Genomic DNA, 14,847 nt, shown 5'->3' with positions numbered 1-14,847 from the left:
TCCTACCTTATGCCGTAGTATATCCTGAATCCCTGAATGTATTTTTTATTGCCGGCATACGATATACCGTAGTCAACTCTTAAGAATAACCTTTTTATACCTGCATAAAGTTCGTAGTAGTTACGCCGGTTGTTGGAGTTAAGATAGTTTACACCTACAACTTCCTCAAGCTTTAAGTTCCTTATAAAAGGAATTTTATTAAATAGCAGGCCCGAAAAGTTATGAAAGAAATGAGCTTCAAGGAACGCGCGGTCGGTACTGAACTCGTAAAATGGCAAAAAATGGAAGCTGCCTACATAAGTAGGATCAAATGTAGTACCTACGTTACCCAGGAAATGATTATAATCCATAAAGTAAAGGGCTTTACGATTAAAAAAAGTGCCCGCCGTTACTTTAAAAGCCGAGTGACCGTACAAGCCCAATGGTATATCATCCTGCCACGCATCTACCGAAACGAAATCATAATTTACATCGGAGCCAAAAAGTTTATTGATGCCTTTGCGATAGCCTAATAATAGCTTAGGGTACTTTGATGGTACATAAATCTTACCCGTGGGGCGCGAAATGTATTTTTGATCAAATGTAAATTCAAATGATGTGCGGAAAGTAAGGGCATTATGTTCAGGGAACAAAAACGAACGATCGTCTGCCGGCGCACCAGCCGGTGCCAGCGGATTATTGGACGTGTAATCCCTGTTTTTAGCGTCGAAAATGTGATTGAAGGACACATTATATAATTGCCGTCTTTTTGAATAGCCCAGACTTGCGTTCCATAAAATGCCGTTTGAAAGCTCTTGCTGATAGCCAAAACTGCCGAAGGTTGACCGGTAGTACTTCACGTAGTTGTTTTCATATATCAGCGTACTTATCGTGTTAAAAAACAATGACCGTGTGCCAACATCGTTCAAATCCAATACATCACTGCCAATGTTGGCATAAAATAATCCGCGTTTAGCCGGGTCATGGTAATAACTTGCCGCCACGCTCGGGCTAAATAGCTTGCTTGCAAAACCGTAATGTATTGCCGGTGTAATGGTGAAAATTTTATAATCATCATATTCCTTAACAAACTTTGGCCTAAAATCAATGCCCCAACCTTCAACTGTATTATAAAAGACTGTGCGGTGCAAAGGGGGTACAAATACCGATCTTTTTGAACGCCAGTAATGTGCGTCGTGCGTAAAAATCAGATGGTCGAGCGGGTTGTATTTGTTATCTGACCGCTGTACCGAATCCTTGTATGCCACCGTATTTTTGATTTCAAAAATGCTGTCCTTTTTTACGTAATCCCGTGTTTCCTGTGCTGTTAGCGGGATAGGTCGCGCATTGGCCCAGTAAGCAGAATCCTTTTTGTTAGCAGCGGTGTCAATCCTCAATATCTCGCCGTTAAAAAAGCCCGGTTCAAATACACGGTCGAGTTTGTAATTGTTGTATACGCTGGTAAAGTAGCCTGAAAACATAAAACCCAGCACATTGCCGCTGAAATCAAACTGCGTGGATACAGGCATCCAAACGTCATCCTTTACAGGGACATATTGCTGACTTATTTTTAGGGTATCAACCAGGTTGATATTATTGTTATCCCCGGTAAGCATTAAGTCAGCACTGTAAATACGCCAGTCATCATGTATAATATAAATATTACCCTGAAAGGCCTGGTTGTACTTACTGCGTGGTATTACCTTTATCTTATCAATGGTTTTACCGTTAACTATAGTGCTGCCTTCTAATTTAAAATTGTAAAAGGTAAAAGCGTTATCTGCAGCCGGCGTCACAAAGGCCAGGTTGCTAAGCCCGTTAACTCTAAAAAGATTTTCGTATAAATTAAGCTGAAGATCTGACGCCTTATTATAACTGAAGGCGGTGTTTTGACCGGCGACTTTTGATGATATGGTTATTTCACGCACTTTGTCAGGCCGCTCAAAATTATATTCTGACAATGACTCTGACTGATAAAGGATTCCACGGCCATTCGAGTCGAGATCAAGCACCCGCCTCACTTCACGTCCAATTAATTTTTTAGGTGCTTTTAGCAGTTTTTGTACACCCTTAATGTATACAGCACATGAGTAAGCTTTAACCTCATTTAAGTAATACTCACGTTTGTTTATTACCTCGCGCATGATGTCCATTCCGGGGTCGCGTGCGCGTTTACCGGTAATGGTTACTTCTTTCAGGCTAAATATCTCATCCTGAAGCTGTACGTTTAATTCTTCATCACGGTTAGTTATAGTAATCCGTACAGTCTTTTCTTTATATCCAACAAAGCGGTAAATTATATTATAATCACCCGGAGCTAGTTTTAACTGGTATCGCCCATACTCGTTGGCGGTGGTGCCGTAGGTTGAGTTGCGTATATATACAGAGGTAAAAGCGATAATGTTATTACGTTCGTCGGTAATGCGGCCCGATAGCAGGTATTGCTGAGCAAACAGGTTGCCGGTACATAATAAGCTAAAAATCAATAATAAGTATCTTCTCATACGCTGCACAATTAATACTATTACGGGGCAAAATGTTTGTTAAGTTAAACAATATATTTAAACGGCTATTTATTGATAAGCAAATAATCTTATATGTAATTTTATAGCATAAAACTGACCAGACTATGTTTAATACGTTAAAACCGGTGCTTCAGCGCGAATTAGCCGAAATTGAAAGCGCGGGGCTTTATAAGCGCGAACGGATTATAACATCGGCGCAAGGCGCGGATATAACCGTACAAGGAGGCCAAAAAGTAATAAACTTTTGTGCCAATAATTACCTGGGCCTTTCAGGTAATCAACAGGTGATAGATGCTGCCAAGGGTGCTATGGATACCCACGGCTACGGATTATCTTCGGTAAGGTTTATATGTGGTACACAGGATATACATAAGGAACTGGAAAAAAAGATAGCAACGTTTTTAGGTACTGAAGATACGATATTGTACGCGGCGGCTTTTGATGCTAACGGCGGTGTATTTGAGCCATTGTTTAATGAGCAGGATGCTATAATATCTGATGAGTTGAACCACGCCTCAATCATTGATGGCATACGCCTGTGTAAAGCCCAGCGTCAGCGGTATAAGCATGATGACATGGCCGACCTGGAAGAGAAACTAAAGGGCACGCAAGATTGCCGCCACCGTATTATTGTTACCGATGGCGCCTTCAGTATGGATGGTACCGTGGCACAATTAGATAAAATTGCAGAACTAGCCGAAAAATACACTGCCCTGGTTATGATAGATGAAAGCCATTGCAGCGGCTTTATGGGAAAAACCGGCCGGGGCACGCACGAGCATCATAATGTAATGGGGAAGATTGATATCATCACAGGCACGTTAGGCAAAGCGCTAGGCGGCGCGTCGGGTGGGTTTACCTCGGGGCGTAAAGAAATTATTGATATGCTCAGGCAGCGTTCAAGGCCATACCTGTTTAGCAATACGCTGGCGCCGGCTATTACAGGGGCTTCGATAGCTGTGCTGGATATGTTGAGCGAAACTACCCACCTGCGTGATAAACTGGAAAAAAACACCCAATATTTTCGTAGCAAGATGACCGCTGCCGGGTTTGATATTAAACCGGGCGTGCATCCTATAGTGCCGGTAATGCTTTATGATGCCAAACTTGCACAGGAGTTTGCCGCTAAAATGCTTGAAGAAGGTATTTACGTAATTGGGTTTTATTACCCTGTTGTGCCGCAAGGCAAGGCGCGTATCAGGGTGCAGTTATCGGCAGCGCATGAGCAGGAACATCTCGATAAGGCCATTGCTGCGTTTATTAAGGTAGGCCGAAGGTTAGGCGTGTTGAAATGATACGTATAAATTTGTTATATTTGTACGTATAAATTGACTGAGATGGCTAAGTTGACTTTAAGCATAGAACCAAAGATAATTGAAAGGGCGAAGCAATATGCTAAAGACCATCATACAAGTTTATCTAAGCTAATACAAAAATATCTGCAAGACGTTGCTGAACAAAAAAAGATTTCTTCACCTCAGGAAAAACTTGAAGACTTACCGGATTGGTTAAAAGATATCATACCTGTAACTACTCCTACGCCTGATTTTGATCATAGGGCTGAATATGGAAAGCACCTTGAAGATAAATACGGCATATAATGACTTTGTTTATAGACACAGATGTTATATTAGATACTCTTTTAATAAGGGAGCCGCATTTTAGTTCAAGTGTTGCAATTATGGTTTTGGCTGACAAACATAAATGCTGCACTTCAGTGCATGGGTTGTTAAATGTGCACTATTTTACTAAGAAAAAATTTGGTGAGCAACAAGCACGTAAAGCTATTGAAGTGTTAAGCACCAAGTTGACTGTAATAGCCGAAACAAAGGAATTTATCGATAAAGCTCTTTTGTCTGCTATATCTGATTTTGAAGATGCCGTACAATTTTATTCGGCAAAAAGCGTGGGTGCTGATGCTATAATAACACGTAACCTACAGGATTATAAACAATCAACAATACCTGTTTATACGCCCAACCAGTTTTTAAAGACTTTATAATAACATGCAGGAAAAAATAGATAAATACACCAAAGAGATAAACGAACTGGTTAAAACCACAGCCGGGGAACTGGAAACATTCCGTATAAAATTTTTAGGTACTAAAGGTATTATAAAAGATCTGTTTGATGAATTTAAAACCGTTGGCGCCGAAGAGAAGCGTACCTTTGGTAAAGTGCTTAACCAGTTTAAGCAAATGGCCGAGGCTAAATACAACGAGCTAAAGGAAAGCCTGGACACCCAACAAACAGGTAACACTAACGAGCAGGACCTTACTTTACCCGGCACCGGCTTCAGTATAGGTTCGCGACACCCGCTTACCCTGGTGCGTAACGAGATTATTGACATTTTTAAACGTTTAGGATTTGTTGTAGCTGAGGGGCCTGAAATTGAGGACGATTGGCACAACTTCTCCGCACTTAATTTCCCTGAGGAGCATCCGGCACGGGATATGCAGGATACGTTTTTTATAAAAAAGAACGCTGGTAAAGACGATATTGCCCTGCGTACGCACACCTCATCAGTGCAGGTGCGTATGATGGAGAACGGTAAACCCCCGTTTCGTGCTATTATGCCTGGACGAGTATACCGCAACGAGGCTATTTCTGCCCGGGCGCATTGTTTTTTTCACCAGGTAGAAGGTTTGTATGTCGACGAAAATGTATCCTTTGCCGACCTTAAACAAACATTGTATCACTTTGTACAGGAGTTATACGGCGAAGGCACTAAAGTACGTTTCAGGCCATCTTATTTTCCGTTTACTGAACCGTCGGCAGAAATGGATGTGTCCTGCAGCATTTGCAAGGGCGATGGCTGTAACATGTGTAAGTATAGCGGTTGGGTTGAAATATTAGGTTGTGGAATGGTTGATCCTAATGTGCTTGAAAATTGCGGTATAGACAGTAAGAAATATACCGGCTTCGCCTTCGGGATGGGCATTGAGCGTATTACTAACCTTAAATATGTAATACGCGATCTGCGGTTGTTTTCTGAGAATGATGTGCGCTTTTTAAAACAGTTTCAAACTGAAATAATATGAGGAAGTTAGCTGCTGTAGTGTTGCTAAGCATTTGTATTATAAGTTGCGGTAAGCAGCGTGATGTTGTACCTTATGTACGGGTAAACCGGATAATTCAAAAGTCAGATATCCGGTTTAGTGAAGGTACCGGTGTAATTTTCGAGAACGGTATTGGTGTAGCGGGTATAATTGTTTACCGGCGGCCGGATGGTAACTATGTGGCTTATGATCAGTGCAGTAGTTACCAGCCCGAAAAGTTATGTAAAGTAGTATTAGATAATACCGGCTTACAGGTTGAAGACCCATGCAGCGGCTCAAAATTTTTATTGTTTGATGGTTCCGTTGTTAAAGGTCCGGCTGAGCGGATGTTGCGCCAATACACCGTTGTCGAAACACAATACGAAATTCAAATAACTAATTAGTTTAATGGAAGCCGATAAAATAAAAGAGAGTATAAAGCGGGCGGCACAGGAGTTGTTCCGGAAATTCGGTTACCATAAAACCAGCGTTAACGAAATTGCTCGCAGGGCAAAAATTGCCAAGGCTACCATTTACAAATATTTTAACAGTAAGGAAGAAATACTCCACTCTTTGCTGATGGATTACATCAGGGTTAGCGTTGATGAGCTGATACACATCAACACACCCGAAAAGGATGAAGAGGAACATCTTACAAACCTCATCATGAAAACCTGCCGCTTATCATACACAGTATGCAATGAGTTTATCGGTTGGGAATTTATCCGCGAATCAGCCAACTCACAGGCTTTTTTAAAAAACCTGTCTAATGAGCTGGAAGACCTGTTGGTGCTGTCTTTTACCCAGCTAACTGGCGTACGTAAACACGAAACGTACCAGCAACGCTTACGCTTTTTAATCAAATGCAGTAAAAGTATAGTATTCAGTTTCGCATTCACCTCAGTAAGTGATGCCGACGTGCGCAAGAACTTCGTGTCCTTTCAGAAAGAAATTTTGCCTTATCTGGTTAAAGCGGCTATAACGGTGTAATTCTTCCCCTGCGCATACTGGCAATTAAGCATTATATTATTTTATAAAACCCTTGCATCATAAAATATTTATTCCTTACTTTGAAAACAAAAGTACTTTCAAGTGGAAGAAAAACAATTACACGACGAACTGGCCTCTATTCGCAGCCTGATGGAGCGTTCCTCAAAGTTTATTTCGCTTAGCGGATTATCAGGTATATTGGTGGGCTTTTATGCCTTAATAGGCGCTTTTATAGCGTATAAAATGATCTATACGCGAAACGGGATGTTTAGTACCCGCGATTATGTGATAGCTGATGTTCCGGCAAATCCCGACACGCTGGTCAATTTAATATTGATTGCTCTGGCGGTACTGACGCTTTCGCTGGTTACGGTTATTTTATTAACCATACGCAAAGCCAAAAAGAAGGGACAACAAATTTGGGGCAGGCTGAGCCGTACCGTTTTATTTAATCTGGCTGTGCCGGTGGTAGCCGGCGGATTGCTGATACTCATTTTCATCTTGCGCGGCTATTTTAGTATAGTAGCACCGGCATCGCTAATTTTTTACGGTCTTGCACTTTTAAGCGCAAGTAATTTTACCTTTGGCGATGTCAGATACCTGGGCATGCTTGAAATTATATTAGGGCTTATTGCGGCTTTAATGCCGGGCTATGGATTACTGTTTTGGGCAATAGGTTTTGGTGTACTGCATATTATATACGGCAGTATAATGTATTTTAAATATGACGGGTAAAAATCCTTTCGAAAAACTTGATAAAGCTTTTGAGAACCGGGTACGATTGCAGATAATGAGCGTGCTTATGGTTAACGACCGTTACGACTTTAACTCGCTGAAAGAGTTACTGGATATTACCGATGGTAACCTTGCATCGCACCTTAAAGCGTTAGAGAAAGATGAATATATACTAGTAAACAAAACCTTTGTTGGCCGTAAGCCAAACACCAATTACGCAGCTACCGAAAAAGGAAAAAAAGCATTTAAGCAACATCTTAACGCGCTTGAGCTTTTAATTAAACAGCAAAAAGGGTTATAAATTTTTTTATGTGTTAACTTTGAAATAAAAAGTACTTTTAAATTGTAATCATGACAGACGAACCACAAAAACAAAAGAATGCAATGGACTGGCTCAGGGAGTCGGCAACCGTTAAAGCTATATTTATAGCTATACTAATCCTGGTATTACTTATACCGTCCGGCCTGGTACAGGATTTAATTAATGAACGTGCCGCACGACAGGAAGAAACCATTGCCGAAGTATCAGACGCGTGGTCGGGCAGGCAGCTTATAAAAGGGCCGGTACTGGTTATCCCGTATAAAAAAACCGAAACGTTTCTTGATACATCGCGGAAAGAAGTGTCGCGCGAGGTTGTTGACCATATCTATGTGCTGCCTGATAACCTCAGCTATAAGGCTTCAATTACATCTGAAGTGCGGCATCGCGGCATATTTGACGTGGCTGTTTACAATTCAAAAATTAATGTTAACGGCAACTTTGCCAGCCTCAACCTTGCAGCACTTAATATCAGGCCCGAACAGCTTTTACCGGAACGCGCCAGGCTAACCTTTGAGATATCGGATTTGAAAGGACTAAAAAAGGACCCTGTTATAAAAGCGGCAGGCCAGGTGCTTACCGCCGAACCCTCGCTGAGCAACACATCAATATTTAAAAACGGACTGCAGGCGGCCATCAACCTGGTAAGCAATGGCGGCAATGCTTTCAACTTCAGCTATGAGCTTGATATCAAAGGAAGCAATGATCTTCATTTTTTACACCTGGGTAAAGTAACAGATGTGCAAGCGAACGGTGACTGGCCAAGCCCGAGTTTTGAAGGGCGAACAATACCAGACACCTCAAAGGTTAACGGTGCTGGATTTGCAGCTAAATGGCACATGCTCTATTTAAACAGGCCATTTCCGCAGCAGTGGACCACAGACTATAACCTGCTGGATAATGTAAAAGGATTGCAGCAGGCTACGTTTGGTGTTAAACTGCACATGCCCGTTGATGATTATCAGAAAACAACCCGCACCAGTAAATATGCTATTTTAATCATCCTGCTCACTTTCGTATCATTATTTATCACCGAAATTGTAGGCAAACAGCGTGTGCATGTATTTAACTACGTATTAATTGGCGCTGCCATGATTATATACTATACTTTATTGCTGTCTTTTTCTGAACAGATTGGCTTTAACATGGCATACCTCGTGGCATCGCTATCAACTGTGGCACTTATTGCGGCCTTTATTGCATCGTTGCTAAAAAAAGGTAAGGCAGCCATCCTGTTCTCGTTCATACTGTCGTTGTTTTATACTTTCATATTTGTAATTATCCAACTTGAAGACCTTGCGTTAATGGTTGGCAGTATAGCTCTGTTTATCATAGTAGCAGTGCTGATGTATATTTCACGCAAAATAAACTGGGACAACAATTGATTTAAGTAAACCCTAAGCTTTATCAAAGTACCCGGTTGCTCAGTGCCGGGTACTTATTGCTTTAATGAGTTATATGAAAACATCTATTTACTCAATTAAAGTTTGGTGGTCATGTGTGTTTTTAACGGCGTTAGCAGCTGCTTTATATTGCACACATATAGATTGCGAATGGTCTACCAGCGTATCCTTGATAGTTGTTTGCATCATTGTGATAATCGTTGTTTTGGCACGCAGCTTCTTTTTAATGGCTTTTAACTCACCTCATAAAGACTGCCAGGGTAACTAAAAATTCAAACAACTATACTAGCCTTTGGATAGATATTATATGGCGGCGGTAAAGTATGACGATCCTCTTTAAATAGGTTAGTTTAATTATAGTTAAAAATGTTTATCAACCTATCTTCTGAGTTGAAAATTAGTTATTTAATCAGTAATATTGTTGGATGGGGGAGTATTACAGTGTGATATTTTCCTGCTTAAACTTATACAAAAATATTATTAGCAGATATTGCTTTACTGTTAAATAACCTTTAAAATTTTGGCCTCCGGCAATAATTTATTACAACCTGAACCAGTCACCTGTAAGCTATGCAACGGCGCTTCGTCTGCACACGCTAAACACCATCTTACTTTTACCGGCCAATTTCAGGAATTCTTCACTAATCTTTTTAATACCGAAAGCTGGCCGCCGCGTTGGCACTGCGGCTCATGGACCGATTTTCATGGGTGGTTGTACATCCTGTCAGACATCGGTATATGGGCAGCGTATTTTGCTATACCTCTGCTGCTATTACGCATGCTGCTTAAACGTCCGGATGTACCTTTTCACAGAATTTTTTTCCTGTTTATAGCATTTATATTGCTATGTGGGCTAACGCACCTGTTTGATGCCTTTATTTTTTGGTGGCCGGCGTACCGCTTTAGCGCATTGCTCCGGTTTACAACGGCGGCGGTGTCAATATCAACAGTTATCGCACTATATAAGGTAATGCCGGTAATTATTGGTTTACGCTCCGTTAAAGATTTAGAGGATGAAATAGAAAAAAGAAAGATTATCGAAGATAAACTTGCAGCAAGCGAGTTTTTATTATCTGAGGCCGGAAGAATAGGCCGCGTAGGCGGTTGGGAATATGATATGCTAAAGCGTAAAAGTACGTGGTCCAAAACCATATATGATATTTATGAAATCCCCTATGATTTCCCTATAAGTAGCGATGAAGCCCTGAATTTTTATAATGAGCCTTACCGCACAACGTTGAATGAAGCAGTACAGAAGGCTATTACCGAAGGCCAACGCTGGGATCTTGAATTGCTGTTAACCACAGCTAAAGGCGCCGATGTGTGGGTACGCTCTGTAGGTGAGCCATTTTATGACGCCGGGGGCGAGCTGACTAAGTTGCGCGGCATGTGCATGGATATTCAGCAATATAAAAGTAATGAGATTGCGCTAAATCAGTCCCTTGATTTGATCACGCAAAATAATCTTCAGCTAAAAAACTTTACGCATATACTATCTCATAATATTCGTAACCATGCCAGTAACATCTCGTTGATATCTTCATTAATTGATGTAGATACTTTGGACGCGGATAATGCTGATATTATAGGCAAAATAAAAAATATATCAACAGGCCTTAATACAACGCTGGACGATTTGGCCGAGGCGATAAAAATTAAAGAAAGTGTAATAGCATCTGAAAAGCTGAGCTTTGCTGATGTAACTAACCACGTACTTAAAATAATTGATTTGGGCATTAGCATCAACGGAGCCAAACTTACGATGCAATATGACGTTGAAACGGTTAATTTTCCGCCGTTGTATCTGGAGAGTATAATTATCAACTTGCTCACCAACGCCATAAAATACGCTAAGCCTACCGAAAACCCGGTTATTGTTCTTAAAACTTACAAAAATGAACAGGGACGCACAGTATTTGAGTGCACTGACAATGGTATGGGTATTGATTTAGCATTACATGGCGGCAAAGTTTTTGGCTTATATAAAACCTTTCATGACAGGAAAGATGCACGTGGAGTGGGCCTGTTTTTAATAAAAAACCAGATAGAATCACAGGGGGGGTATATCACCGTTGACAGCAAGCTTAATGAAGGAACTACGTTTAAAATAATTTTTAATGAATATGATTAATATCGCGTGTGTAATTGATGATGACGAAATATATACGTTTGCCGTAAAGCGCATTATTGCACATGCAAAGTTTGCTGAAAAAACCTTGTTTTTTCACAACGGGCAAGTGGCGCTGGACTTTTTTGCTGAGTATATCAGGCAAACTGATATGTTGCCGGATGTGATTTTACTGGACATAAATATGCCGGTACTTGACGGTTGGCAATTTATGGATGAGTTTGCCAAACTGGTACCTCATATTGATAAAAAAATAATTGTTTATATTGTTAGTTCGTCTATTGCCGAAGAAGATTACAGCAAGGCAAAATCAATTGAGTCTGTTTCTGATTTCATTGTAAAGCCTATTACTGTTGAAAAGCTGCATCTTATATTAGAGCAAATTAACGCCGATTAACTACCAAGCCAGTTACTCTTTTAAATAATTGGGTTAACTTTGCACCAATGAGCAGAGGTGCAAAAAAAAGCAAGTTTTTCGAGGACGTTACCATAATAGATATTGCTGAAGAGGGAAAAGGTGTAGGTAAGGCCGACGATTTTGTGTTGTTTGTGGATAAGGCAATTCCGGGCGACATTGCCGATGTAGAGGTTTTTAAAAGTAAAAAGAATTTCGGCGAAGGCCGTATCACGCAGCTTAAGCAGCCGTCAGAACACCGGGTGCAAGCCTTTTGTGAGCATTTTGGCACTTGCGGAGGCTGCAAGTGGCAGCACATGACTTATACTGCACAGCTTACATTTAAGCAGAAAGCCGTAGCTGATGCGCTTGGCCGTTTAGCTAAAATAGATGTAAGCGGTATTATGCCTATTATACCCTCGCCGGCCGACCGGTATTACCGCAATAAGCTGGAATATACATTTAGTAACAAGCGCTGGTTGTATACCGGTGAAAACCGTGAAGACGAAACCCTTAATATGAATGCCCTTGGCTTTCATATCCCCGGCCGTTTTGATAAGATACTTGATGTTAACCATTGTTATCTGCAGGCAGAACCATCAAACACTTTACGTAATAGCATTCGTGATTTTGTTATAAAACATGGCTACAGTTTCTACGATCTGAAACAGCATACCGGTGCGCTCCGAAACCTTATTGTACGAACTTCGTCAACCGGGGAGACAATGGTGGTGGTGGTTTTTGCCTATACGGATGAAGCTGAGGTAAATACGTTAATGGGTTATATTAAAGATGAATTTCCTGAAATTACCTCACTGCTTTACATTATAAATCAAAAAAAGAATGACACCATTTTTGACCAGGATGTAATTGCATTTAAAGGTCCGTTGTATATATATGAAGAAATGCCTTCGCCACACGGTGTCATTAAGTTTCGTATCGGCCCAAAGTCGTTTTACCAAACAAACTCAATACAGGCTTTAAAGCTTTACGAAATAACACGTGATTTTGCCGACTTCACCGGCGATGAACTGGTGTATGATTTATACACCGGCGCAGGTACTATAGCTAATTTTATTGCGGGGCATGTAAAAGAAGTGGTAGGTGTGGAGTATGTGCCATCGGCTATTGAAGATGCAAAAATCAACTCAGCCATAAATAATATCACCAATACAAAGTTTTATGCGGGTGATATGAAGGATGTGCTATCTGCAGAGTTTGTGGCAGAACACGGTAAACCGGATGTGATCATTACCGATCCCCCTCGTGCAGGAATGCACCCCGATGTGGTTGCCCGTTTGATGGAAATAGAAGCACCTAAAATTGTATATGTAAGTTGCAATGCCGCTACCCAGGCGCGTGACATCCAGGTGTTAAAAGAAAAATATGATACGGTAAAGATTCAGCCGGTGGACATGTTTCCGCACACACAACATGTGGAGAATGTGGTACTGCTTGTACTAATGAATCAATAGCTTTAAAAGGGGTGCGAGTTAAGGTTAAACTAAGTGTATAACGGAGGCCGGCTAATTGGAGAATGCAGAAATTTCTTCATTCACCGGCAAATATGAAGTGTTTAAAATTACATTATAATTTAAGTGGATCCGGAAGAGTTATTAAATGAAAGGGGCGGCCAACAAGATAGCCCGCTGGTAAGCCTCGGAGTCGATCTGAAATTTTTCGGTGAGTCTATCCGTGAGGTATCAGTTGAAATTATGGTTGAAGGCCTTTCGGCCTATCCTATATTTGTTGCCCACCAGCACCAGGTGACACTGGGTGAGGTAATACTTGATCGTAACGAGTTAAATTGCGAATGGACTATACATGCCTCAACGCTTGAGGAGTTTATTGAACGAGGGATCATTAAAAGAGAGCTTAGAGAAAGATTTTTATCGACCTATAAAAGCCCTCACGACTTTATGTGCGTATTTGTAATAGTACCCGAGGGCGCTAATTTTGTTTACTTTCCTTATGCCGACGAATAGATGCGTGCCAGGTGTAAAATATTAAGTTTTGCGTAGTAGTTTTTGAGTGGCAATACAAAACTAACCTCAATCAATAAAAAGCTATATTTGTTTTAACAATACTGCCAGCCCTTAACTTATAACAATATAACCATGAGCGCTAAAAAGTTCCTGATATTAAACAGCCAGCAGATACAGCAAAAAATAGATCGGATAGCCTACCAGATACTGGAAGATAACTTTGATGAGGACGAGATTATTTTAGCAGGAATTTTACCGCGCGGCAACCTCGTAGCACAAAGATTAAAGGATATACTTGAAAACATCGCTCCTTTTAAAACTACTTTGTTAACCATTGATATAGACAAGGGCAGCAGCACTTTAAATGCCCGCACCGATTTTGATGTGAATAATTGCAAAAATAAAGTTGTGGTTATTGTAGATGATGTATTAAATAGCGGGAAAACCCTTGCGTATGGCATAGGTGTATTTTTAAATGTATCATTAAAAAAAGTGCGTAGCGTAGTACTGGTGGACCGGAATCACAAAAGTTTCCCGGTATCTACAGATTACGCAGGCATAGCACTGTCAACAGTTATTAAAGAACACGTTGACGTAGTTCTGAGCGCGCCGGCGGAAGCTGACGCCGTGTACCTGGTTTAACCACTTATGGGTAGAATTTATTTCTACACTGTGTAAATAACGCCACAACTATGTGAGGCTTAAATTACCCGTTGCAACATATAAGAACTTAAGCAGCCTTAATTACAGGTTACAAGTTTTGTTATTCGGCACTTGGCACTACTTTTGGATTAAACTTATTACCCTTCTCATAGGGTTTGTTTTTCATAGGTAGATGTAAGGCCGAAGTACTGCGAGAGTTATTTCGGCCTTTTTTATGCCTTATATTTTCTTACGGTTTGACAGAGCGGATTTGCCGAACCTGATAAGCGTACCGGAGGGTATAAACCCGCGTGATGATGATACCAGGTTGCCTTGCGGGTCAAATATCAAAAGTGTTGGATACGCGGTAATTTGCCATTGGGAGCCCAATATCGGGCCGTCGCCCCGCTCCATGTCCATAGCGACATTAATAAAGTTCTTATTGTAAAATTCAGACGCATCTTTATCCTTAAAGGTTATGCGTTTAAGCATTTTGCATGGCCCGCACCAAACCGCATACGCATCCACAAAGATGTACTTGTTTTGTTTTTTAGCCTGCTTTAAAGCCTCACCCCAGCTATTTTCAATGAAATTTATGCCGCCTTTACTTTGCGATTGGCAGGAAACCGGTATAACAAAAAGTAGCAGTAATATAACTCTGCTGATGTTATTATGTATTAATGTAATCATAATATAAAAATAGGGACAA

16 protein-coding genes are annotated in these 14,847 nt (G+C 40.9%); 14 read left to right on the top strand and 2 right to left on the bottom strand.

From position 1 onward, the window contains the following. Window positions 1-2: 2 nt before the first annotated feature. Window positions 3-2,483: a DUF5686 and carboxypeptidase regulatory-like domain-containing protein gene (locus DJ568_RS06570; RefSeq protein WP_114004465.1), complete on the bottom strand. Its 2,481-nt coding sequence runs from the start codon at window positions 2,481-2,483 to the stop codon at window positions 3-5. A gap of 125 nt (window positions 2,484-2,608) precedes the next feature. Here DJ568_RS06570 and kbl point away from each other — a divergent pair, with 125 nt between their 5' ends. The 14 genes from kbl (at window position 2,609) to DJ568_RS06500 (ending at window position 14,138) form a co-directional block, all read left to right on the top strand. Next, a complete protein-coding gene (gene kbl, locus DJ568_RS06565; protein ID WP_114004464.1) occupies window positions 2,609-3,799 on the top strand; it encodes a glycine C-acetyltransferase in 1,191 nt (396 codons plus the stop codon). A gap of 42 nt (window positions 3,800-3,841) precedes the next feature. Continuing rightward, window positions 3,842-4,105 (top strand): DUF6364 family protein, encoded by a 264-nt coding sequence (locus tag DJ568_RS06560; RefSeq protein ID WP_114004463.1) that lies wholly within the window; start codon window positions 3,842-3,844, stop codon window positions 4,103-4,105. Continuing rightward, entirely contained in the window at window positions 4,105-4,506 is a 402-nt protein-coding gene (locus DJ568_RS06555) for a PIN domain-containing protein (protein ID WP_114004462.1), read from the top strand. Before DJ568_RS06560 ends, DJ568_RS06555 begins: the two co-directional genes overlap by 1 nt. A 4-nt stretch (window positions 4,507-4,510) precedes the next feature. Then, the gene (gene pheS, locus DJ568_RS06550; protein ID WP_114004461.1) at window positions 4,511-5,545 is read left to right on the top strand and encodes a phenylalanine--tRNA ligase subunit alpha; all 1,035 of its coding nucleotides are present in this window, start codon (window positions 4,511-4,513) and stop codon (window positions 5,543-5,545) included. Continuing rightward, the gene (locus DJ568_RS06545) at window positions 5,542-5,946 is read left to right on the top strand and encodes a Rieske (2Fe-2S) protein (RefSeq protein ID WP_114004460.1); all 405 of its coding nucleotides are present in this window, start codon (window positions 5,542-5,544) and stop codon (window positions 5,944-5,946) included. Before pheS ends, DJ568_RS06545 begins: the two co-directional genes overlap by 4 nt. A gap of 4 nt (window positions 5,947-5,950) precedes the next feature. Continuing rightward, window positions 5,951-6,532, top strand: coding sequence for a TetR/AcrR family transcriptional regulator (locus DJ568_RS06540; RefSeq protein ID WP_114004459.1), 582 nt, complete (start codon window positions 5,951-5,953; stop codon window positions 6,530-6,532). 102 nt (window positions 6,533-6,634) lie between these two features. After that, window positions 6,635-7,267 (top strand): hypothetical protein, encoded by a 633-nt coding sequence (locus tag DJ568_RS06535; RefSeq protein WP_114004458.1) that lies wholly within the window; start codon window positions 6,635-6,637, stop codon window positions 7,265-7,267. Beyond that, window positions 7,257-7,568, top strand: a complete 312-nt coding sequence (locus DJ568_RS06530) for a winged helix-turn-helix domain-containing protein (RefSeq protein ID WP_114004457.1) — start codon at window positions 7,257-7,259, stop codon at window positions 7,566-7,568. The genes DJ568_RS06535 and DJ568_RS06530 overlap by 11 nt, the downstream gene beginning before the upstream one ends. A gap of 50 nt (window positions 7,569-7,618) precedes the next feature. Next, a complete protein-coding gene (gene creD / locus DJ568_RS06525; protein WP_114004456.1) occupies window positions 7,619-8,971 on the top strand; it encodes a cell envelope integrity protein CreD in 1,353 nt (450 codons plus the stop codon). Between the two features lie 538 nt (window positions 8,972-9,509). Next, a complete protein-coding gene (locus tag DJ568_RS06520; protein WP_114004455.1) occupies window positions 9,510-11,120 on the top strand; it encodes a sensor histidine kinase in 1,611 nt (536 codons plus the stop codon). Then, the gene (locus DJ568_RS06515) at window positions 11,107-11,514 is read left to right on the top strand and encodes a response regulator (RefSeq protein ID WP_199560900.1); all 408 of its coding nucleotides are present in this window, start codon (window positions 11,107-11,109) and stop codon (window positions 11,512-11,514) included. The genes DJ568_RS06520 and DJ568_RS06515 overlap by 14 nt, the downstream gene beginning before the upstream one ends. A 47-nt stretch (window positions 11,515-11,561) precedes the next feature. Continuing rightward, entirely contained in the window at window positions 11,562-12,986 is a 1,425-nt protein-coding gene (gene rlmD, locus DJ568_RS06510; protein WP_114004454.1) for a 23S rRNA (uracil(1939)-C(5))-methyltransferase RlmD, read from the top strand. A gap of 123 nt (window positions 12,987-13,109) precedes the next feature. Then, window positions 13,110-13,496 carry a hypothetical protein gene (locus tag DJ568_RS06505; protein WP_114004453.1) on the top strand — a complete coding sequence of 129 codons (387 nt, stop codon included), beginning with the start codon at window positions 13,110-13,112 and terminating at the stop codon, window positions 13,494-13,496. Between the two features lie 132 nt (window positions 13,497-13,628). Beyond that, window positions 13,629-14,138, top strand: coding sequence for a phosphoribosyltransferase family protein (locus DJ568_RS06500; protein WP_114004452.1), 510 nt, complete (start codon window positions 13,629-13,631; stop codon window positions 14,136-14,138). 240 nt (window positions 14,139-14,378) lie between these two features. Here the strand turns inward: DJ568_RS06500 and DJ568_RS06495 are convergent, their stop codons facing one another. Next, window positions 14,379-14,828, bottom strand: coding sequence for a thioredoxin family protein (locus DJ568_RS06495; RefSeq protein WP_114004451.1), 450 nt, complete (start codon window positions 14,826-14,828; stop codon window positions 14,379-14,381). Window positions 14,829-14,847 lie beyond the last annotated feature (19 nt).

The organism is Mucilaginibacter hurinus (assembly GCF_003324525.1).
Taxonomy (GTDB): domain Bacteria; phylum Bacteroidota; class Bacteroidia; order Sphingobacteriales; family Sphingobacteriaceae; genus Mucilaginibacter; species Mucilaginibacter hurinus.
The sequence above is the reverse complement of the archived record's forward strand: the minus strand, read 5'-3'. Positions and strand labels throughout refer to the sequence as shown.

What these genes read in the sequence shown, in the direction of transcription:
- DJ568_RS06570 (WP_114004465.1), bottom strand. Translation starts at nt 2,483, where the DNA reads ATGAGAAGATACTTATTATTGATTTTTAGCTTATTATGTACCGGCAAC.
- kbl (WP_114004464.1), top strand. Translation starts at nt 2,609, where the DNA reads ATGTTTAATACGTTAAAACCGGTGCTTCAGCGCGAATTAGCCGAAATT.
- DJ568_RS06560 (WP_114004463.1), top strand. Translation starts at nt 3,842, where the DNA reads ATGGCTAAGTTGACTTTAAGCATAGAACCAAAGATAATTGAAAGGGCG.
- DJ568_RS06555 (WP_114004462.1), top strand. Translation starts at nt 4,105, where the DNA reads ATGACTTTGTTTATAGACACAGATGTTATATTAGATACTCTTTTAATA.
- pheS (WP_114004461.1), top strand. Translation starts at nt 4,511, where the DNA reads ATGCAGGAAAAAATAGATAAATACACCAAAGAGATAAACGAACTGGTT.
- DJ568_RS06545 (WP_114004460.1), top strand. Translation starts at nt 5,542, where the DNA reads ATGAGGAAGTTAGCTGCTGTAGTGTTGCTAAGCATTTGTATTATAAGT.
- DJ568_RS06540 (WP_114004459.1), top strand. Translation starts at nt 5,951, where the DNA reads ATGGAAGCCGATAAAATAAAAGAGAGTATAAAGCGGGCGGCACAGGAG.
- DJ568_RS06530 (WP_114004457.1), top strand. Translation starts at nt 7,257, where the DNA reads ATGACGGGTAAAAATCCTTTCGAAAAACTTGATAAAGCTTTTGAGAAC.
- creD (WP_114004456.1), top strand. Translation starts at nt 7,619, where the DNA reads ATGACAGACGAACCACAAAAACAAAAGAATGCAATGGACTGGCTCAGG.
- DJ568_RS06515 (WP_199560900.1), top strand. Translation starts at nt 11,107, where the DNA reads ATGAATATGATTAATATCGCGTGTGTAATTGATGATGACGAAATATAT.
- rlmD (WP_114004454.1), top strand. Translation starts at nt 11,562, where the DNA reads ATGAGCAGAGGTGCAAAAAAAAGCAAGTTTTTCGAGGACGTTACCATA.
- DJ568_RS06500 (WP_114004452.1), top strand. Translation starts at nt 13,629, where the DNA reads ATGAGCGCTAAAAAGTTCCTGATATTAAACAGCCAGCAGATACAGCAA.
- DJ568_RS06495 (WP_114004451.1), bottom strand. Translation starts at nt 14,828, where the DNA reads ATGATTACATTAATACATAATAACATCAGCAGAGTTATATTACTGCTA.